Raw genomic sequence first — 20,089 nt, forward strand, 5'->3', positions numbered from 1 at the left:
AAAAGCAGGGCCTGCCCGTGGATCTCTACACCTATTACCGCTCGACCTCTAGCTACCGCGTGCGCATTGCGCTGGCGCTGAAAGGGCTTGAGGTCAACGCCATTCCCGTCAATCTGATCCGCGACGGCGGCGAACATCGCAAGGCTGATTATCTGGCGGTCAATCCTCAGGGCCGCGTGCCGGCGCTGCGTCTGGAAGAGGGCGAGGTGATCATTCAGTCGCCCGCCATCATCGAATACCTTCAAGAGCGCTATCCGCAACCGTCACTGTTGCCTGACGATTTATTCCAGCGTGCCCGACATCGTGAAGTCGCGGCGTTGATCGGTTGTGACATTCATCCGCTGCACAACGTTGCCGTCCTGAATCGTCTGCGTGGCCTGGGCCATGACGACGGCGATGTGAACGCCTGGATCGGCCACTGGATCACTGAAGGCTTCAAGGCCGTCGAGGCGCTGATCGGCGACGAGGGGTTCTGCTTCGGGGCCGTCGGTCTGGCTGATGTCTATTTGCTGCCGCAGCTGTATGCCGCGCGCCGGTTCAACGTCGATCTGGCGGCGTTCCCGCGTATTTGCCGGGTCGAAGCGCTGGCGCTGCCTCACCCCGCCTTCCAAAAAGCGCATCCTGATGCGCAATCCGATAAGCCGGAGTAACCTTTCCTACATGAAAATCTTCGGTCTGCAATTGATCTTCGGCGACTTCCTCGCCCGCAGCGTTCGGGGCATTCCCTGCGCGCCACCCGCTGAACAGTGATCCTCGCCGCCGTGCATTTCACTTTTTAGCAGGAGCAAGACCGTGACTGATCTCTACGAAAACCCGATGGGCCTGATGGGCTTCGAATTCATTGAATTCGCCTCGCCAACCCCCAACACCCTCGAACCCGTGTTCCAGATGATGGGCTTCACCAAAGTCGCCAACCACCGTTCCAAGAACGTGGCGCTTTACCGCCAGGGCGCGATCAACATCATCCTCAACAACGAGCCTCATAGCGAAGCGTCCTACTTCGCTGCCGAGCACGGTCCTTCCGTGTGCGGCATGGCGTTCCGGGTGAAGGATTCGCAACAGGCCTACAAACGTGCACTGGAGCTCGGCGCTCAACCGATTGAAATCGGCACCGGGCCGATGGAGCTGCGCCTGCCCGCGATCAAAGGGATTGGCGGTGCGCCGCTGTACCTGATCGACCGTTTTGGCGAGGGCACGTCGATCTACGACATCGACTTCGTGTTTATCGACGGCGTCGACCGTCATCCGGAAGGGGCGGGGCTGCAATTCATCGATCACCTGACGCACAACGTCTATCGCGGCCGAATGGCGTACTGGGCGAACTTCTATGAAAAGCTATTCAACTTCCGCGAAATCCGTTACTTCGACATCAAGGGCGAATACACCGGCCTGACTTCGAAAGCGATGACGGCGCCCGACGGCATGATCCGCATCCCCCTCAACGAGGAGTCGTCGAAGGGCGCGGGGCAGATCGAAGAGTTCCTGATGCAGTTCAACGGCGAAGGGATTCAGCACGTCGCGTTCTTCACCGAAGACCTGATCGACACCTGGGACCGCTTGAAAGCCTTGGGCATGCGCTTCATGACCGCGCCACCGGAGACGTATTACGAAATGCTAGAAGGGCGCCTGCCGGGTCATGGCGAGCCGGAACATGAGTTGAAGGCACGTGGGATTTTGCTCGACGGCACGTCGGAAGGTGGCAATCAGCGTCTTCTGTTGCAAATCTTCTCGGAAACCCTGATGGGGCCGGTGTTCTTTGAATTCATCCAGCGCAAGGGTGATGACGGCTTCGGCGAGGGCAACTTCAAGGCGCTGTTCGAATCCATCGAGCGCGATCAACTGCGCCGTGGGGTGCTGACGGCGGATTGAGAGTCAGCGGTTGAAATTGATTGTTGATGCCATTTCAACTGTCGGAGGCGCCGCAACATTCAGTGCCAGACGCGGCATCAACTGTGGGAGCGAATTCATTCGCGAATAGCCCGTGCAGACGCTAAAGATGTGTCGTCTGGAATGCCGCTTCGCGAATAAATTCGCTCCCACAGGTGTTCGGGAAGCCCGCAATATCCAGGCCTGACGGGGTTTTACTGTGGGAGCGAATTCATTCGCGAATAGCCCGTGCGGACCCTGAAAATGTGTCGTCAGGAACACCGTTTCGCGAATGAATTCGCTCCCACAGGATTTGTGTCTGGCGTGAATCCCGGGGCTTAGCCTTTCGGCATTTCCCCGCCCATCCGCTCGCTGATGATCTGCGCCGTCTGCCGCAATTTCCCCGCAGCCGCCGTCTGGCGTTGATCCGTGAACACCGACGCCGAGCCCACCACCGTGATCACGCCCGCCAGTTTGTTCCCCATGCTGAACACGGGGGACGACACCGCATTGACCCCTTCCATCAACAGCCCGTGGATCTGGTGCACGCCGGTGCTGCGGATTTCCTTGAGGTGGCGGTCGATCTCCTTGAGCTGCTTCGCGTTGAGGCTGGCCGATTCGGCTTCACGCAGGGCAGCGGTTTCGGCAGTCGAGAGAAACGCATCGAACACCAACCCCGTGGACGAACTGAGCAGGGGCAGCACCGAGCCGATCTGGGTCACCAGCGTCACCGCGCCCAAGGATTGCTCGACGTACACCACGGTCGGCCCCTTGTTGCCCCACACCGCCAGAAAGCAGGTCTCGTTGAGCTCGTCGCGCAATTCGATCAACGCCGAGGCGCTGGTTTTCAGCACGTCCAGCTGGCTTAGCGCCGCCAGCCCCACCTGCAACGCCGAGCGTCCGAGGCGGTAATGGTTGGTGACCGGGTCCTGCTCGGCGAACCCACTGTCCACCAGGGCCTGTAAATAGCGATGGACCTTGCTGGCGGGCATGGCGACGTGTTCCGCGAGCTTCGACAGCGACGTGGCGGGAGCCAGTTCGGCGAGTGCCTTGAGAATGCCAACGCCCACTTCGGCGGACTGCACCTTCTGTTGGCGCGGGATTGCAGGGGATGCGGAATCGTCTGTCATGGGTCAAGGCGCCGGTCTGAAAGTGCTGTCTTATAGCTTGACCGTTGCGCAAACTCAAATTACGTTATGCGTAATCTGGTTACGTAAAATAAAAATATGAGGTCGAGATGTTCACCCCACCTGCAGTCGAGGCGTTGAGCTACCAGTCCGGATTCGGCAATCAATTCAGCAGCGAGGCGGTGCCTGGCGGATTGCCGGTGGGCCAGAATTCCCCGCAGCGCCATCCTCTCGGGCTCTACGCCGAGCAATTCTCGGGCACGGCCTTCACCGTTTCCCGCGCCGAGGCCCGTCGCACCTGGCTGTACCGCATTGCGCCGTCCGCCGCGCACCCGCGTTTTGAGCGTCTTGAACGGCAGATCACCGGTGGCGGGCAGCAAGGCCCGATCACCCCGAATCGCCTGCGCTGGAACGCCTTCGACATGCCCACCGCGCCGACCGATTTCATCGACGGCCTGATTGCGTTAGCCAGCACCTCGGCGGCGGACCACGCCGAAGGCGTCAGCGTTTACATCTACACCGCCAATCAGTCCATGGAGCGGGCGTTCTTCAACGCTGACGGCGAGTGGCTGATCGTTCCGCAACTGGGCCGTTTGCGCCTGATCACCGAGCTGGGGCTGCTGGACATCGCGCCGCAGGAAATCGCCGTCATCCCGCGCGGGCTGAAATTCAGTGTGCACTTGCTCGACGGGCAGGCGAGGGGCTACCTGTGCGAGAACCACGGCAGCCCGCTGCGTTTGCCGGACCTGGGGCCGATTGGCAGCAATGGCCTGGCCAACCCTCGGGATTTCCTGGCGCCGGTCGCGCATTTTGAGAACAGCGCGCAACCCACCGTGCTGGTGCAGAAGTTCCTCGGCGAGCTGTGGGAAACCACCCTTGAGCACACGCCGTTCGACGTGGTGGCGTGGCATGGCAACAATGTGCCGTACAAGTACGACCTGCGGCTGTTCAATACCATCGGCACCGTCAGCTACGACCACCCGGACCCGTCGATTTTCACAGTGTTGACCTCGCCCGGTCCGACCCACGGACAGGCCAACGTCGATTTCGTGATCTTCCCGCCACGCTGGATGGTGGCGGAGAACACCTTCCGGCCACCGTGGTTCCATCGCAACCTGATGAACGAATTCATGGGCCTGATCGACGGCGCCTACGACGCCAAAGCCGAAGGCTTCATGCCTGGCGGCGTGTCGCTGCACAACTGCATGAGTGCCCACGGCCCGGACAACGCCACCGCTGAAAAAGCCATGGCGGCTGACCTCAAGCCGCACAAGATCGAGCAGACCATGGCCTTCATGTTCGAGACCGGCAAACCTTTGCGCCCCAGCCACCACGCGCTGGAGTGCCCGCAATTGCAAAGCGACTACGATGCCTGCTGGAGCGGCATCGCCAGAACCTTCAAACCTTTCGATACGGACGGCCAACGATGAGCACTTCCCATCCCTCGCGCAGTTGGGTGACCTCTGCCAACGACCACCCTGATTTCCCGCTGCAGAACCTGCCATTTGGTGTCTTCAGTCGTGCGGACGGCAACCGGCGCGGTGGCGTGGCCATTGGTGAATGCATTGTTGATTTGCGTGTCGCCTTCGATGCAGATCTGTTCAGCGGCGCGGCCCGGGAAGCCGCCGAGGCGGCCAGCCGCGGTCAGCTGAATGCCTTTTTTGCGCTGGGGGCCGCGCCCCGCCAGGCGCTGCGTCGCGAGTTACAGGGGCTGCTGGAAGAAAACAGCCCGCACCGTGAGCGCTTGCAGGCGCTGGGTGAGACATTGCTGGTGCCCATGGGCGACTGTCAGTTGCACGTGCCTGCACAGGTCGGGGATTACACCGATTTCTATGTCGGCATTCATCATGCGATGAACGTCGGCAAGCTGTTCCGTCCGGACAACCCGCTGCTGCCGAACTACAAGTACGTGCCGATTGCCTACCATGGTCGCGCCTCGACGCTCCGTGTGTCGGGCACGCCGGTCAAACGCCCTAACGGCCAGACCCTCGCGCCTGGCGCTGAGGCACCGACCTTCGGGCCCAGCAAACGTCTGGACTACGAACTGGAGCTGGGCGTGTGGATGGGGCCGGGCAATGAGGCCGGTGAGCCGATTGGCATTGCCGACGCCGGTGATCACATTGCCGGTTTTTGCCTGCTCAACGACTGGTCCGCTCGGGACTTGCAAGCCTGGGAATACCAGCCACTCGGGCCGTTTCTTTCCAAGAGCTTCAGCACCACGATCTCCCCGTGGGTGGTGACGGCCGAGGCGCTGGCACCGTTCCGCACCGCGCAGCCCAAGCGACCTGAAGGTGATCCGAAGCCACTGGATTATCTGTTCAATGAGCAGGATCAGCAGCAGGGCGCGCTGGACCTCGAACTGGAAGTGTTGCTGCTGACCGCGCAGATGAAGGCGCAGGGTTTGCCGCCTCATCGTCTGGCGTTGAGCAACACCCTGAACATGTACTGGACCTTCGCCCAAATGGTCACCCACCACAGCGTCAACGGTTGTCAGTTGCAGCCGGGTGACCTGTTCGGCACCGGCACGCTGTCGGGGCCAAAGACGGGGCAGTTCGGCAGCCTACTGGAGATGACCGAAGGGGGCAAACACGCAGTCGAGTTGCCCAGCGGCGAGACCCGGAAGTTTCTGGAAGCGGGGGATGAAGTGATCCTCAAGGCCCGCTGCCGCAAGGATGGCGAGGTGAGTATCGGGTTTGGTGAGTGCCGAGGTCTCATTCTTGGATAGGTCGAAAATAGTCGCCGGATGACCCAACGCCTTCGCGAATGAATTCGCTCCCACAGGTTGACCGCATTCTTCTGTGGGAGCGAATGTATTCGCGAAAGGCCGTGACCGGCGCAGCGAGTCTCAGGTTTGGGTAAAGCCTGCCACCAGCGACCCGCTCCGGGGCAAAAACCGGCCTTGTCGCTCGCCTAGTGGTTTGCCATCGGCATAGCTCAAATGCCCGTTCACCCAAACCCCGTCGATACCTTCTGCCGCGCGTTTCGGCTCCTTGAAGTTCGCGACGTCTCGCACCGTTTCGGGGTTGAACAGCACCAGGTCCGCCCAATAGCCTTCGCGCACGAACCCACGCTCATGCAGGCCAAACCGTGTCGCCGTCAGTCCGGTCATCTTGTGGATCGCCCGGTGCAGCGGGAACAGGCCAAGGTCGCGACTGAAATGTCCTAACACCCGTGGAAACGCGCCCCAGAGACGGGGGTGCGGGAAGGGATCTTCCGGCAGGCCGTCGGAGCCGATCATCGAGAGCGGATGTTTCAGAATGTTCTGCACATCGTTCTCGTCCATCCCGTAATACACCGCGCCCGCCGGTTGCAGCTGACGGGCGGCATCGAGAAGCGACAAGCCCCAATCGGCGGCAATGTCTTTCAAATCACGTCCACTCTGATCCGGGTGCGGCGTTGACCAGGTGATGGTGATCCGAAACGCGTCGGTCACTTGCTTCAAATCCAGCGTCGATGAACTCGCGGCGTAGGGGTAACAATCGCAGCCGACCGGGTGGGTCAGCGCGGCGTTTTCCAGCGACGCCAACAACTGAGGACTGCGCCCCCAATTCCCCGCGCCTGCGCATTTCAGGTGCGAAATCACCACCGGCGATTTGGTGTGGCGGCCAATGTCGAATGCCTCGTCCATCGCCTCCAGCACCGGCTCGAACTCGCTGCGCAGATGGGTGGTGTAAACCGCGCCAAACGCCGTCAGTTCTTCCGCCAGTTGCTTCACTTCATCGGTTTCCGCCGAATACGCGGTGGCGTAAGCCAGGCCGGTGGACATCCCCAGCGCGCCGTCTTCCAGGCTCTGACGCAACTGCTCGCGCATGGCACGGATTTCTGCCGGGCGGGCGGTGCGGAACAGGTCGTCCAGATGATTGCTGCGCAGCGCGGTATGGCCGATCAGCGCAGCGACATTGACCGCCGGACGGGCCTTGTTCACGGCATCGCGGTAATCGCGAAAGCGCGGATAGGCAAATGCCTTCGCCGGGCCCAGCAGGTTCATCGGGTCAGGAGGGTCGCCCGCCAGCGTCACGGGCGAGGCGCTGATCCCGCAGTTGCCGACGATCACCGTGGTCACGCCCTGGGTGATTTTCGGCAACATGTCTGGCTGACGAATCACCACCGTGTCGTCGTGGGTGTGCACATCGATGAAGCCTGGCGCCAGCACCCGACCGGCCGCGTCGATGTTTTCTCGGGCCGAGACGCCGCTCAAATCTCCGATGCGCTGAATGCGCCCGTCATGCACCGCCACATCGGCGCGGTAGCCCGGCGTGTCGCTGCCGTCGATCACCAGCGCGTCGCGAATGATCAGGTCGTAAAGCATGGGTCAGTCTCCAAGCGGCAGGCCGTCGTCGCCGCCGCGGTAATCATCGAGGGCCAGCTTGATGCGGCGCAGGCGTTCCTGATTCTCGTCAGGGGCGATCAGCGCCAGCTCGGTGGCGAGCACGTCGAGGGTCAGCAGCATGCCGTAGCGCGCCGCCGTGGGTTTGTAGATGAAATTGGTTTCGGCGATTTGCAGCGGCAGCAGCACGTCTGCCAACGCCGCCAGTGGCGAGCTGGGGAGGGTGATTGCCAGAATCTTCGCGCCGTAGCTGCGGGCCAGGGTCACGGCGTCCAATAGCTCCGGGGTCAGCCCACTCAAGGAGCAGACGATGAGGCTGTGGTCGGGACCCAGGGTGGCGGCGATCAGGCGCATCATCACCGGGTCGCGGCAGGCGGCGATGGGGTAGCCAAGACGGACGAGACGGGTCTGCAATTCCTCGCTGCACAGGCTCGAACAACCGCCCATGCCGAAGCTGTGAATCATGCGCGCGGGGGTGAGCAGGGCGACGGCAGCCTTGAAGCGCGCGTCGTCGAATCCGGCGAGGTGCTGGCGCAGGGTCGATTCGATGTCGCCGACGATCTGGCTGAAAAACGAAGACTGCTCGGGCGCCTGTTCCGGCTTGAGAAAACGGCTGCCGACGCCGCTGGCCTGGGCCAGTTGCAAGCGCAGATCGCGCAGGTCCTTGCAGCCCACCGAGCGGGCGAAGCGCGACAGCGTGGCGCTGCTGACTTCGGCACGGGCGGCCAACTCGTCGAGGCTGGCGCTGGCCGAGAAAGCGACATCGCTCAGAATCAGCCTGGCAATGCGGCCTTCACCGGCGCTGAACGAATCCTGCCGGGCGCGAATTTGGTAAAGAATGTCCACTCAGAGCACCTGTGCCAAGCCGAGGGTGAGGAGGAACGCGATCACCGAAATCAGCGTTTCCAACACCGTCCAGGTCTTGAAGGTCTGTGCCACGGTCATGTTGAAATACTCCTTGATCAGCCAGAACCCGCCGTCGTTGACGTGGGAAAAGATCACCGAACCCGCGCCCGTCGCCAGCACCAGCAACTCCGGGTGCGGATAACCCAGGCCCATGGCCACCGGCGCGACGATGCCCGACGCGGTGGTCATGGCCACGGTGGCCGAGCCGGTCGCGATGCGCATCAATGCGGCGAACAGCCAGCCCATGAGCAGTGGGGAGAGGTGAAAATCCTGGGCCAGCCCGACGATTTCGTTGGTCACGCCGCTGTCCACCAGAATCCGGTTCAGGCCGCCACCGGCGCCGACCAACAGTGTAATGCTCGCCGTCGGCGCCAGACATTCCTGAGTGAACTTGAGGATCGAATCACGGCCGAAGCCCTGAGCAATCCCCAAGGTCCAGAAACTCAGCAAGGTCGCCAGCAGCAGGGCGATCACCGAGTTGCCGACGAACAAGAGAAAGCTGTTGAAGGCGCTGCCCGGCGTCGACAGCAGGTTGGCCCAGCCCCCCAGCAACATCAGCAGGACCGGCAGCAGAATGGTCGCCATGGTGATCGCGAAACCGGGCAATTGTTTGCGCGGTTCGCGGTCGAGGAACTGTTTGGCCAGCGGGTTTTCGTCCGGCAGGTGAATGCGCGGTGCGATGAATTTTGCGTACACCGGCCCGGCAATGATTGCCGTCGGGATGCCGACCAGGATCGCGTAGAACAGGGTCTGGCCCACCGACGCCTGATAGGCCTGGACTGCCAGCATCGCGGCGGGGTGAGGCGGCACCAGTGCATGGACCACCGAGAGGCCCGCGACCATCGGCAGGCCGACCATCAGAATCGACACCCCGACCCGGCGCGCCACGGTGAAGGCAATCGGCACCAACAGCACAAAGCCCACTTCGAAGAACAGCGGCAGCCCCACCAGAAAGGCGATGCAGACCATGGCCCAATGGGCATTGCGCTCGCCGAAGCGGTCGATCAGCGTCCGCGCCACCCGCTCGGCGCCCCCGGACTCGGCCATCATCTTGCCAAGCATGGTGCCCAGCGCCACCACCAAGGCGATGTGGCCCAAGGTCTTGCCGACCCCGCCCTCATAGGAGGCGACCACCGATGTCGCGGGCATCCCGGCGACCAGCGCCAGGCCCACCGACACCAGAGTGATGACGACAAACGGATTGAGACGAAAACGGGCGATCAGCACGATCAGGGCAATGATCGCGATCGCGGCGTAGATCAACAGGGACAGGCCGGTAGACGGAGGCATGCAACGATTCCTTGCAGAGAAAAGGGTCAGTCAGGCGGAAGCACGGCGGAGGTCAGTCCGAACGGGGTTCAGCGATGAAAACGGTCTCGGCAGTGGGCGTTGCGAAAGGGGAGCGGGGTGCAGCAGGGGTCGAAAAACGACGATCACAGGCAGGCATTATTTTTATCTCTGAGTTCGTGATGAAAATTAAACTACACGAAAACTGATAAGAATATCAATTTATGAAAATTAATTTCTTTTCGACGTCGCACGGTCAATCTTCTGTAGGAGCGAATTCATTCGCGATCGGTGGTGCATCCAACACGTCTTCTTCGGATGCACCATTGCCTCGCGAATGAATTCGCTCCTACAGGAGGATTACGCTCGTCCTTGGGATTGGCGACATTCACCCCGCACTAAACCGCTCCCGATACGCCTGCGGCGTGACCGCCACCGCGCGCATGAAGCTGCGGCGCAGGGTTTCTTCGGTGCCGAATCCGCAACGGTCGGCGATGCGTTTGATCGGCAAGGCGCTGTCTCCCAACAACCGGCGCGCCGCTTCGACCCGCAGCTGTTCGATGGCGCGGGCCGGGGTGTTGCCGGTGTGGGCGCGGTAATGGCGGACGAAGCTGCGTTCACTCATGCCCACTTGGGCGGCGAGGGTGGCGACGGAAAGGTCGCTCGCGAGGTTGTCGAGCATCCAGGCGTGCAAATCGCCAAAGCGGCTGTCCTGACTGCGCGTGGCGTGCTGCATCGACAGCGCGGTGCTGAACTGCGATTGTCCCCCTGGCCGTTTGAGGAACACCACCAGGTCCCGCGCCACGGCCAGTGCCACCGGGCGTCCAAGATCGGCTTCGACCATCGCCAGTGCCAGGTCGATGCCCGCCGTCACGCCTGCCGAGGTCCACAGCGCGTCTTCGTTGATGAAGATCGGGTCGGGGTCGACCTGCAAGGCCGGGTAGCGCTGAGCCAGTTGGTCGCAACTGTCCCAATGGGTCACCACGCGATGCCCGTCCAGCAACCCCGCTTCCGCCAGCAAAAAGGCGCCAGTGCAGACCGACGCTACCCGCCGCGCACCTGCCGCCTGATCACGCACCCATTGCACCAGCGTCTGATCCTTCAACGCGGTGTGAACCCCGCGACCACCCGCAATGATCAAGGTGTCAGAGGGCGTTTCGGGCAGGGGTTGCGTGTGCAGACCCAGGCCCGCCCAAGACACGACGCTGCCTTCTTGTCTGGCGATGACGGCAGGGGCGTACGGGGTTTCGAAGCCTTGTTCCACTGCGTGTTCGTTGGCCGACGCGAAGACCTGCAACGGCCCGGTCACATCAAGCAACTGCACATTGGGGAAGGCCAGAATATGGATGGCTCTGAGGGCGTGGGTCATGGCCGGACTCAACTACAGGGTTGGCGGAAAATGTGGGCTGAATGGCGTATCCGCCAGAGCCTATCTCGCTACAGTGAATTCGTCCACTTCACTCAATCAGGAGCCACCCTCATGACCCTGCACATCGGCCTGCTGGTCTTTCCCAAGGTTCAACAACTCGACCTCACCGGTCCTTATGACGTGTTCGCCAGCCTGCCGGGCGTCACGGTGCACCTGGTCTGGAAAAACCTCGATCCCTTGCTATCAAGCACCGGTCTCAGCCTGATTCCGACCCAAACCTATGAAAGCTGCCCGGACCTTGACGTCATCTGCGTGCCCGGCGGCGTGGGCATCGACGCGTTGCTGGAAGATGCCGAGTCCCTCGCGTTCATCCAGCACCAGGCAAAAAACGCGCAATACGTGACCTCGGTCTGCACCGGTGCATTGGTGCTGGGCGCGGCAGGGTTGCTGGAAGGCAAGCGCGCGACCACGCACTGGGCGTCTCACAGCCTCTTGGAGAAATTCGGGGCGATTCCGGTTCATGAACGTGTCGTTCGGGATGGCAACCTGATGACCGGTGGCGGCGTAACGGCGGGGATCGATTTCGCCCTGACCCTGATCAGCGAACTCTTCGATGCAGACACCGCGCAGGCCGTTCAGCTGCAAATCGAATACGCACCCGCGCAGCCGTTCGATTCAGGTCGTCCGGACACCGCGCCCGCTCACATCCTTGCCCTCGCCCAGCAGCGTGCGGCCGCTGGGCTGGAGGCGCGTCGGCAGATCGTAGAGCGCGTGGCGGCCAACCGCTAAACGGTTGGGGCCTGCAACGGTATTTCGTACCAACAGAGGAAGAGGTCCAGCGCCGACTCCACCACGGACGCCTGTTTTTCGGGCGTCAGGATCGGTTCGTTGAGGGTGACCTGCGGCCAGAACGCGAACGCCTTGAGCAACGCGTGAATCTGCGACGCAGCGAACCCCGGCTCGACGGCTTTCAAACGGCCGTCCTGCTGGGCGCCTCGCACCCAGACAGTGAACGTCTCTTCGCGTTCGTTGAGGCGGTTGACCCACGCCTGGGCGCGTTCGGGGGAGTGAATGGTGGCGCTGATGGCGACGCGCGCGAGGTCGAGGAAGTTGCTGTCGGCGAGGGTTTTCATCTTGGCGTCGAGCAAGTCGCGCAGTTGATCGCGCAAGGCCACGCCAGGCCGATAAATGGCTTCAGGCTGTGCCGTGGCCCGTGCCCATAAGCGATGGAGCATTTCCGAGAATAACTCTTCCTTGCTCGGGAAATGGTTGTAGACAGTGCGCTTGGAGACCTCAGCCCGAGCGGCGATGCGGTCCATGCTGGTGACCTCGAAACCGTTGTCGCGAAATTCGGCAATCGCTGCCTGCACGATGGATTCACGTTTTCGGTCAGTCAGTCGTTGGGGCGCAGTCATGGCATCGCTTCTGGAAAGGTGAGGCTGGGAATGATCGCCAGCGAGAAAATTACACCGAGCAGTTTACTTCTCTTTGCCGTTCGTGCAAGCTTGAAACTACACTGTGTAGTGTAAAAGCCTGTTACAACTTCTCGCTTACTTCTTTCCGTCGTATGCAACATTCTGCAACGCGTCCGCCGTTGCAGAAACCTCCACCCGTTTCATGGAGTCAGCACCTCATGGCCTCGATCGAAAAAAACCTCGATAACGCTTCCCCGTTGCCCGTTCTTTCTCGCGAGGAGGGCCGCTACCGCAACCAGAAGCCGATGCAGCGCTCCGGGTTCCTGAAGACGCTGCGCATTTTCTGGAACGCCATGGTCAACAAGCCTCGCCACACCCGCCCGGTGGGTGAGATTCCGGTTCAGCCGCTGTCCCGTCAGCAATTGTTGGCCGCGCCGAACAACACGGTGTACCGCCTGGGCCATTCGACGGTGCTGCTCAAGCTGCGCAACCAATATTTCCTGACCGACCCGGTGTTCGCCGAGCGTGCGTCGCCGATTCAGTGGGCGGGTCCTCAGCGCTTCCACCAGCCGCCGATCAGCCTCGAAGACCTGCCGCCACTGAAGGCGGTGATTCTGTCGCACAACCACTACGATCACCTCGACCACATGAGCATCCAGGTGCTCAAGGACAAGGCTGAGCACTTCATCGCGCCGCTGGGCGTGGGCGACACGCTGATCGAATGGGGCGTGCCGGCCGAGAAGGTCCAGCAACTGAACTGGTGGCAATCGACGGAGATTCACGGCATTCGCTTCGTCGCCACGCCCGCCCAGCATTTCTCCGGGCGCAGCCTGCGCGACGGCAACCAGACGCTGTGGTGTTCGTGGGTGATGCTCGATGGCGAGCAACGGATTTTCTTCAGCGGTGACACCGGCTACCACGCGGGCTTCAAGCTGATCGGCGAGGAGTACGGCCCGTTCGACCTGACGCTCATGGAAACCGGCGCCTACAACGTCGACTGGCCAGACGTGCACATGCAGCCGGAAGAAACCCTGCAAGCCCACATCGATGTGCGCGGCAAATGGCTGTTGCCGATCCACAACGGTACGTTCGACCTGGCGATGCATGCCTGGCACGAACCGTTCGACCGGATTCTGGCACTGGCCTGGGATCGTAGTATTTCGATCACCACACCGGAAATGGGCCAGCCGTTCTACATCGATTACCCGAGCCGAGGCGAGGCGTGGTGGATGAAAGTCGAAAAAGCGTCGGAGACCCCGGCGAAGCGTCGCCACAGTCGGCGATGCAACCGACAGCAGGCCGCGAGCCGCGGGTAAGTCAGCCAGATAGCCCGGTGAAGATCTTCTGTAGGAGCGAATTCATTCGCGAACGATGGATCAGGCGACAGAGAAAGATCGGCTGTTATATCGCTTCGTGAATAAATTCACTCCCACAGTCAGGTCCGGGTCAGGCGCCACCTATCGTCGCGACCTCAGGCTTCAACGCACCTCAGTCAGCACTCAGGGCTTGTTGCGGTTACGGTCTGTGTCCTGATCCTGGCCTTTCGGATGCTCAGGATGACGAGGCTGCTCACCTTGCTGGTTCGCCTGTTTGTGCTGCTCGCCGACCTTGCCAGCATTTTCCGGCGCGTGTTTCAGGTCTTCCCGGTCTGAGGCTTTCGTCATGGCTATGTCTCCTTCGAATCGATCGTCGTGCGTGTTGTCACGCACCTTCGCTCATTTGCTTGATCAGCATCAGCGCCTCGTCCTTGAACAAGGGCTGTTTCATGCGTTCGGCCAGCAGGGCGACTTCCCGTTCGCGCTTGCAACCGACCACGGCAGCAACGGCCCCTTGCTTGCAGATCAGCGCCAGAAACTCGAAGGTCTCCGGTTCGCCGAGGTAAACGATGTCGTCCCACCTGTCCGCGTGACCCAGATAGTCCAGCCGCTTACCGAAATGGAAGGTCCAGAAATACGGCACGTCGCTGTAATGTTTTTCAGCGCCCAGCATGTTGCTTGCGGCGATCCGAGCCTGCTGTTGCGCCAATCGCCAGTGTTCGATCCGCAGGGGCTGGCCGTTGATCGGGAAGGTGGCAATGTCGCCCGCCGCCCACACGTCCCTGCCTGCTTTCATGCCTGAGTCCACGCTCACCGAACCGTCTTCTTCCAGTTGCAGGCCGTCGACAAATTGCGTGGATGGAGAGACGCCAATGCCGATCAGTGCGAGGTCAACCGGCAGCCGCTCACCGTTGTTCAGAACGGCAGTTTCCAGAGGTTTTTTGCCGCCATGGCCTTCGCCTTCAAAGCGGCTGATGTCCACATGGGTGCGGAACAGCACACCGTTTTGTTCATGAAGGGCGCGCAACGCCTTGCCGATTCGCTCGCCCAATTGATCGGCGAACGGCACTTCATGGTGGGCGAGCACGGTCACGTTAACCCCGTGCTTGCGCAGCGCAGACGCGGCTTCCAGGCCGATGAAGCTGTCGCCGACGATCAGTGCCTGTTTGCCCGGCTTGGCAGCGGCGAGGATTTTCTTTGCATCGTCACGGGAACGCAGGGTCAGGACTTGCGGCAGGTCCGCGCCAATCAACGGCAGGGCGCGAGGTTCGCCGCCGGTGGTAATCAGTACGGCGTCGTAGGCAAAGCGGCGGCCGTCTGACAGGGTCAGACGCTTGTTGACGACGTCCAGCTTCATGACCTCGCCTTCGATACGCTCGATGTGGTTTTCATCGTAAAACGTGTCGTCGCGAAGGGGCGGGGTTTCGTCGGGGCGCATGTCGGCCGCGAGTACGAATTTGCTCAGCGCCGTCCGGTCGTAACCCGGCGCAACCTCCCGGTCCACGAGCAACAAGCGGCCATTGAAGCCTTTTTCCCGCAGCGCACACGCGGCGGCCGTTCCGGCGGCACCGGCGCCGATGATGACAAAGCAGCGGTCGTCGTCGGGGCGGGTGTCGTGCTCGACAGATAGCGCCTGATCGTCGACGTGAATCTGATCGTCGATCACTTGCAGCGGGTAGCGGGTCAGGGCGTCCAGCGCAGGCGGTTCGCACAGATGCCCGTCGGAAATGGCAAATTCTGCTTTGTGCCACGGACAGATCAAATGGCCGTTACACACCGCGCCGTCGGCCAAAGGGGCGCCCGCGTGAGGGCACTCCGCCTGATAAGCGCGAACCTCATCGCCATGGCGCACCAGTACGACTTTTTTCTCGCCTGCTTCAACCTGAATCCCGCGATCTCGACGAAGATCGGCCAGGATTGCGACTCGATGCATTGCCATGTTCAATTCCTCCCAGGCTTTCTGTTGGGAGTCGGCGGGCTCAATAGAGGTTCACCGATTTTTCAGCTGCAAGCTTCGAGTGGCAAGGTGCCAGCTACGAGCAGCAAGCTACAAGCTGCAAGCAAAAACGCAATCGTGAGCATCTTGAGCGCTGCTTTTAGCTTGCCGCTTGCAGCTCGTCACTCACCGCTCTAAACCCAGGCGCTGATGCCAGTCGGCAATCGACTCTTCCGGATACTGTTCGAACTGCTGATCCTTCGGGCCGGCCTGGACTTCGACCCACGACGCCTTGGAGTCGAGCAGCAGGTGCGTGTGCTCGGGCGGGGTGGGCAGGGGCGTGTCGATGGCGGAGGCGAACGGGTGAATCAGCTCCGGCCATTCCGGGCTGAACAGCCACAATGCACTGCCACACTGCTTACAGAAATGCCGCTCGGCGCTGCTGGTGTGCACGTGTTTGTGTTCATCGTCGCGCATTTTTGCGTGGTAGATGGCGATGCTGCTTTTGCCTTTGACCTTCAGGCTTTTGGCGTCGCCACCGAGATTGATGGCATAGCCGCCTCCGCCTTGAGTCTTGCGGCAGATCGAGCAATAGCAGCGTTGATAGGGGTAGGGGTGGGCGCTGTTCAGGCTGAACTCCACCGCGCCGCAATGGCAGGAACCTTCCAGATGCATGATGGGCCTCCGTTCTCACTGGGGTTGACTCATAGGTCTAGACCTCGCACTGGCCCAAGGTTTCCCCGAACGCTCGATCGGATGTTTCATGAAGTGTTCGCTAAAGAAGCCCCGCTACACGTCGATAAGCAGAGGTCGTACGACAACTGCGATCACTGCCCCCACAATAATGAGCCTACGGTCATGAACCTACGCAACCTCACCATCGCCCGACGTGCGGGCCTCGGTTTTACCCTGATTTCCCTGCTCGTCGCGTTGCTGGGCTGGTTTGCATTAAGCCAGATGTCCACCATCCGTCAGAGCGAGGTGGCGGTCGAGAGCAACTGGATGCCGAGCATGCGGCTGGTCAGCGAGATTCGCGAAGCCATGTTGCGCATCCGCACGATTTCGCTGCGCATGGCGCTGGACACCGACCCCAAGAGCGTCGGCACGTATAAGGGCCAGATGGACGCACGGGTCAAGGTGCTGACTGACAAACTGGGGACCCTCGACACGTTCATCGACACCCCTGAAGAGAAGGTGTTGTACGACAAATTCCGCAGTACGCTGGCCGATTACCAGCGTGGCCTGAGCCAGTCGTTCGTGTTGGCGGAAAGTGGCGATACGAAAGCCATGAACACGTTGCTGCTGGTGGACATGAAAACCGCCGTCGATAATTCGGGCGCGCAGCTCGGCGACCTGACGGACTTCTATTCGCAGCAGGTCGAACAGGAAGGCAAGGCTGCAGAGTCTCAGTACCGCGCCTCGCGCAATGTGGTGTTGGTGTTCGTGCTGATCGCAGCGCTGGCGACCGTCATCCTGGCCCTGTGGCTGACCCGCAGCATCATCCAGCCGCTGGAAGAAGCGGTAACGGCGGCGGAATTCGTCGCCAAGGGCGATCTGACCCATGACATTCGCGTCGAAGGCAAGGATGAGGTCACGCGTCTGCTGACCGCGCTGCGTCTGATGCAAACCAATCTGCGCGGCACCTTGAGCCTGATCGGCAGTTCTGCTAGCCAATTGGCCTCGGCCGCCACCGCACTCAATACGGTCACCGAAGACAGCCATCGCGGGCTCAATCGACAGAACGCGGAAATCGAGCAGGCCGCGACGGCAGTCAACGAAATGACCTCTGCCGTGGAAGAAGTGGCGCGCAACGCGGTGTCCACGTCCCAGGCGTCCAGCGAATCCAACGACGCGGCGCAAGACGGGCAAGCGCGGGTGATTGAAACCGTGACCTCGATCCAGAACCTCTCCAGCAACGTGCAACACACCTCGGTACTGGTGCAGACCCTGGCCGATCAGTCCCAGGACATCGGCAAGGTGCTGGACGTGATTCGCTCCATCGCTGAGCAAACCAATCTGCTGGCGCTGAACGCCGCCATCGAGGCCGCACGCGCCGGGGAGTCGGGACGCGGCTTTGCGGTAGTCGCCGATGAGGTGCGCGCACTGGCCCATCGCACCCAACAATCGACGCTGGAAATCGACAAGATGGTCTCGACCATGCGCAGCGGTTCCAGCGACGCGCTGGCGTCCATGTTGGTCAGCCGCACGCGGGCGACGGAAACGCTGGAACTGGCGCAAGGCGCGGGGGAGTCGCTGACCCGCATCACCTCGTCGATCAACCAGATTTCCGAACGCAACCTGGTCATCGCCAGCGCCGCGGAAGAACAGGCGCAAGTGGCGCGGGAAGTGGACCGCAACATCGTCAACATCCGCGACCTGTCGCAACAGTCGTCCTCCGGTGCCAACCAGATCAGCGCGTCGAGCACCGAGCTGTCGCGCCTGGCGGGGGAGTTGAACCAAGTGGTGACGCGGTTTCGCGTGTGATCGTGTTGCTGATGTCGCCTCTGCGGTTTGGCGCATGTCAGCGCTCCCTCTGGCAAGCGCTGCTTAAAGGATTCACCTCATTCACTTGCCTGACCCGGCGTTGGCTTGCATGATTCTCCCCGACTAATAATTCCTGGCGGGCTGAACCTGCCGAGCAGATAGGTGACAAGGCAATGGATGATGTGAATCGCGGTTTCAGCAGTTGGTTGCGCGCCCCTGGACACAAGGCGTGGTTGGCACAGGAGGGCAATCGCCTGTTGGCGTTCGCCAAGGCGGCCAGGCTGCCTCAGGGCTTCGGCAATCTGGACGAGCAGGGACGGTTGCCCGCCGACGCCGTCGCGGAAACCATGAACACCGCCCGCATGACCCATAGCTTTGCCCTCGCTCACATCAATGGCATTCCTGGTTGCGCCGAGCTGGTCGACCATGGCGTTGCGGCGCTGGCGGGACCGCTGCGGGATGCCGAGCATGGCGGCTGGTTCGACAAGCCCCTCGATAAAGGCGGCAGCACGGGTAAAGCTGCCTATCTGCATGCTTTCGTTGCGCTGGCCGCTTCTTCTGCGGTCGTTGCCCAGCGCCCCGGCGCCAAGGCTTTGCTCGATCAGGCGATTCAGGTCATCAGCCAGCACTTCTGGAGCGAAGAAGAAGGCGCCATGCGCGAGTCCTTCGCCCGGGACTGGAGCGACGAAGAAGCCTACCGCGGCGCCAACAGCAACATGCACAGCACGGAGGCGTTTCTGGCCCTGGCCGATGTCACCGGCGATGCGCGCTGGCTGGACCGGGCGCTGAGCATTGTCGAGCGGGTGATTCATCAGCACGCCGCCGCCAATCATCATCAAGTCATCGAGCATTTCACCCTGCAATGGCAGCCGGTGCCGGAGTACAACGCCGACAAGCCGGACGACGGCTTCCGCCCCTATGGCACGACGCCGGGCCATGCCTTCGAATGGGCGCGGCTGGTGCTCCACCTGGAAGCGGCGCGTCAGGCGGCGAAACTGGACTCCCCGGCCTGGCTGCTGGAGGACGCACGGCTGCTGTTCGAAAACGCGTGCCGCTTTGGCTGGGACGTCGATGGCGCGCCGGGCATCGTGTATACGCTGGACTGGGATAATCGCCCGGTGGTGCGTCATCGTCTGCACTGGACCCACGCCGAAGCCGCCGCCGCGTCGGCCGCCTTGCTTCAGCGCACCGGCGAGCAGCAATACGAAACCTGGTATCGGACCTTCTGGGAATTCAACGAAACCCTGTTCATCGACCGCGAACACGGCAGCTGGCGCCATGAGCTGAATCCGCAAAATCAGCCGAGCGCTGATATCTGGCCGGGCAAGCCTGACCTGTATCACGCGTACCAGGCGACGTTGTTGCCCGTCTTGCCGCTGGCGCAAAGCCTCGCCACGGCGCTGGAGCGTTTGCAATGATCCGCATCGGCGACTTTATCGAATCGCTGGACACCTCAGCCCTGTCGCGCTGGGCCTCGCTCACGCCGTGGGAACTGGTCAGCCGTGCCCCTGAAATCATTCGCGAACTGTTGGTGACGCTGGGCGACGACTACGAAATCCGTGGCGACATTGCCGTTCACAAAACGGTGGTGGTCGAGGAGGGGGCGGTGCTCAAAGGGCCATTGATCATTGGCCCTGAATGCTTCGTCGCCAGCGGCGCGTACCTGCGGGGTGGTTGCTGGGTGGGTGAGCGCTGCATCTTCGGTCCCGGCGCGGAGCTGAAAACCTCGTTCGTCTTCGATGGCACCAAGCTCGCGCACTTCAATTTTGTGGGGGATTCGGTGCTGGGCGCGGGGGTGAATCTGGAGGCGGGCAGCATCGTCTGCAATTACCGCAACGAGCGCGACGACAAGGAAGTTCGCGTGCGCGTCGACGGCCGTCTGCGTGCCACGGGCTGCGACAAATTCGGCGCGCTGATCGGCGACCGCTCCCGCCTCGGCGCCAACGCTGTGCTCGCGCCGGGGGCATTATTGGCGAAGGCCACGATCATCCGGCGCGGGGAAGTGTTTGACAGTGAACAGCAGCGGTGAAAAGCAGCGGTGAGTGGTGAGCTGCAA

The 20,089-nt window shown here is 61.7% G+C and carries 18 protein-coding genes and 1 pseudogene; 10 read left to right on the forward strand and 9 right to left on the reverse strand.

What is annotated here, in order from left to right; genetic code table 11:
* Positions 1 to 17 precede the first annotated feature (17 nt).
* Complete coding sequence (gene maiA, locus ACWKWE_RS12465; RefSeq protein WP_483850685.1) at positions 18 to 650, forward strand: maleylacetoacetate isomerase; 633 nt, start codon at positions 18 to 20, stop codon at positions 648 to 650.
* A 142-nt stretch (positions 651 to 792) separates the two neighbouring features.
* The gene (hppD, locus tag ACWKWE_RS12470; RefSeq protein ID WP_483850686.1) at positions 793 to 1,869 is read left to right on the forward strand and encodes a 4-hydroxyphenylpyruvate dioxygenase; all 1,077 of its coding nucleotides are present in this window, start codon (positions 793 to 795) and stop codon (positions 1,867 to 1,869) included.
* Positions 1,870 to 2,204: 335 nt separating this feature from the next.
* Here the strand turns inward: hppD and ACWKWE_RS12475 are convergent, their stop codons facing one another.
* The gene (locus ACWKWE_RS12475) at positions 2,205 to 2,996 is read right to left on the reverse strand and encodes an IclR family transcriptional regulator (RefSeq protein WP_166595113.1); all 792 of its coding nucleotides are present in this window, start codon (positions 2,994 to 2,996) and stop codon (positions 2,205 to 2,207) included.
* Positions 2,997 to 3,103: 107 nt separating this feature from the next.
* Between ACWKWE_RS12475 and hmgA the strand changes: the two genes are divergently transcribed.
* Entirely contained in the window at positions 3,104 to 4,423 is a 1,320-nt protein-coding gene (hmgA, locus tag ACWKWE_RS12480) for a homogentisate 1,2-dioxygenase (protein WP_483850687.1), read from the forward strand.
* The gene (gene fahA, locus ACWKWE_RS12485) at positions 4,420 to 5,718 is read left to right on the forward strand and encodes a fumarylacetoacetase (protein ID WP_483850688.1); all 1,299 of its coding nucleotides are present in this window, start codon (positions 4,420 to 4,422) and stop codon (positions 5,716 to 5,718) included. Before hmgA ends, fahA begins: the two co-directional genes overlap by 4 nt.
* A gap of 120 nt (positions 5,719 to 5,838) precedes the next feature.
* Here the strand turns inward: fahA and ACWKWE_RS12490 are convergent, their stop codons facing one another.
* The 4 genes from ACWKWE_RS12490 to ACWKWE_RS12505 form a co-directional block, all read right to left on the reverse strand.
* Complete coding sequence (locus ACWKWE_RS12490) at positions 5,839 to 7,302, reverse strand: N-acyl-D-amino-acid deacylase family protein (RefSeq protein WP_483850689.1); 1,464 nt, start codon at positions 7,300 to 7,302, stop codon at positions 5,839 to 5,841.
* A gap of 3 nt (positions 7,303 to 7,305) precedes the next feature.
* Positions 7,306 to 8,166 (reverse strand): MurR/RpiR family transcriptional regulator, encoded by an 861-nt coding sequence (locus tag ACWKWE_RS12495; protein ID WP_483850690.1) that lies wholly within the window; start codon positions 8,164 to 8,166, stop codon positions 7,306 to 7,308.
* Positions 8,167 to 9,516, reverse strand: a complete 1,350-nt coding sequence (locus ACWKWE_RS12500; RefSeq protein WP_166595118.1) for a GntT/GntP/DsdX family permease — start codon at positions 9,514 to 9,516, stop codon at positions 8,167 to 8,169. It lies immediately after the preceding gene.
* A 385-nt stretch (positions 9,517 to 9,901) separates the two neighbouring features.
* Positions 9,902 to 10,882, reverse strand: coding sequence for a GlxA family transcriptional regulator (locus tag ACWKWE_RS12505; RefSeq protein WP_483850691.1), 981 nt, complete (start codon positions 10,880 to 10,882; stop codon positions 9,902 to 9,904).
* Between the two features lie 111 nt (positions 10,883 to 10,993).
* On the opposite strand from ACWKWE_RS12505, the gene ACWKWE_RS12510 reads away from it, so the two are divergent.
* Positions 10,994 to 11,671, forward strand: a complete 678-nt coding sequence (locus ACWKWE_RS12510; protein WP_483850692.1) for a DJ-1/PfpI family protein — start codon at positions 10,994 to 10,996, stop codon at positions 11,669 to 11,671.
* On the opposite strand, the gene ACWKWE_RS12515 is transcribed toward ACWKWE_RS12510, so the two are convergent.
* Positions 11,668 to 12,297, reverse strand: coding sequence for a TetR/AcrR family transcriptional regulator (locus ACWKWE_RS12515; RefSeq protein WP_166595121.1), 630 nt, complete (start codon positions 12,295 to 12,297; stop codon positions 11,668 to 11,670). The two genes, ACWKWE_RS12510 and ACWKWE_RS12515, sit on opposite strands and share 4 nt — an antisense overlap.
* Before the next feature lie 218 nt (positions 12,298 to 12,515).
* On the opposite strand from ACWKWE_RS12515, the gene ACWKWE_RS12520 reads away from it, so the two are divergent.
* On the forward strand, positions 12,516 to 13,613 hold the full coding sequence (locus ACWKWE_RS12520) for an MBL fold metallo-hydrolase (protein ID WP_483850693.1): 1,098 nt from the start codon (positions 12,516 to 12,518) through the stop codon (positions 13,611 to 13,613).
* A gap of 183 nt (positions 13,614 to 13,796) precedes the next feature.
* Here the strand turns inward: ACWKWE_RS12520 and ACWKWE_RS12525 are convergent, their stop codons facing one another.
* From ACWKWE_RS12525 to ACWKWE_RS12535, 3 genes are all read right to left on the reverse strand, one after another.
* Positions 13,797 to 13,961: a hypothetical protein gene (locus ACWKWE_RS12525; RefSeq protein ID WP_166595123.1), complete on the reverse strand. Its 165-nt coding sequence runs from the start codon at positions 13,959 to 13,961 to the stop codon at positions 13,797 to 13,799.
* A gap of 37 nt (positions 13,962 to 13,998) precedes the next feature.
* On the reverse strand, positions 13,999 to 15,552 hold the full coding sequence (locus ACWKWE_RS12530; protein WP_483850694.1) for an FAD-dependent oxidoreductase: 1,554 nt from the start codon (positions 15,550 to 15,552) through the stop codon (positions 13,999 to 14,001).
* A 183-nt stretch (positions 15,553 to 15,735) separates the two neighbouring features.
* Positions 15,736 to 16,224, reverse strand: a complete 489-nt coding sequence (locus ACWKWE_RS12535; protein ID WP_166595125.1) for a GFA family protein — start codon at positions 16,222 to 16,224, stop codon at positions 15,736 to 15,738.
* A gap of 183 nt (positions 16,225 to 16,407) precedes the next feature.
* Between ACWKWE_RS12535 and ACWKWE_RS12540 the strand changes: the two are divergent.
* From ACWKWE_RS12540 to ACWKWE_RS12555, 4 genes and pseudogenes are all read left to right on the forward strand, one after another.
* Positions 16,408 to 17,175, forward strand: a pseudogene (locus tag ACWKWE_RS12540) (MCP four helix bundle domain-containing protein); the annotation flags it as partial.
* Positions 17,170 to 18,033, forward strand: coding sequence for a methyl-accepting chemotaxis protein (locus ACWKWE_RS12545; protein ID WP_444860685.1), 864 nt, complete (start codon positions 17,170 to 17,172; stop codon positions 18,031 to 18,033). The pseudogene ACWKWE_RS12540 and the gene ACWKWE_RS12545, both read left to right, overlap by 6 nt.
* Before the next feature lie 173 nt (positions 18,034 to 18,206).
* A complete protein-coding gene (locus ACWKWE_RS12550) occupies positions 18,207 to 19,451 on the forward strand; it encodes a D-mannose isomerase (RefSeq protein WP_483850695.1) in 1,245 nt (414 codons plus the stop codon).
* Positions 19,448 to 20,062, forward strand: coding sequence for an LbetaH domain-containing protein (locus ACWKWE_RS12555; RefSeq protein WP_166595128.1), 615 nt, complete (start codon positions 19,448 to 19,450; stop codon positions 20,060 to 20,062). Before ACWKWE_RS12550 ends, ACWKWE_RS12555 begins: the two co-directional genes overlap by 4 nt.
* Positions 20,063 to 20,089: the final 27 nt, after the last annotated feature.

The sequence above is a fragment of the Pseudomonas salicis genome, from assembly GCF_057128705.1.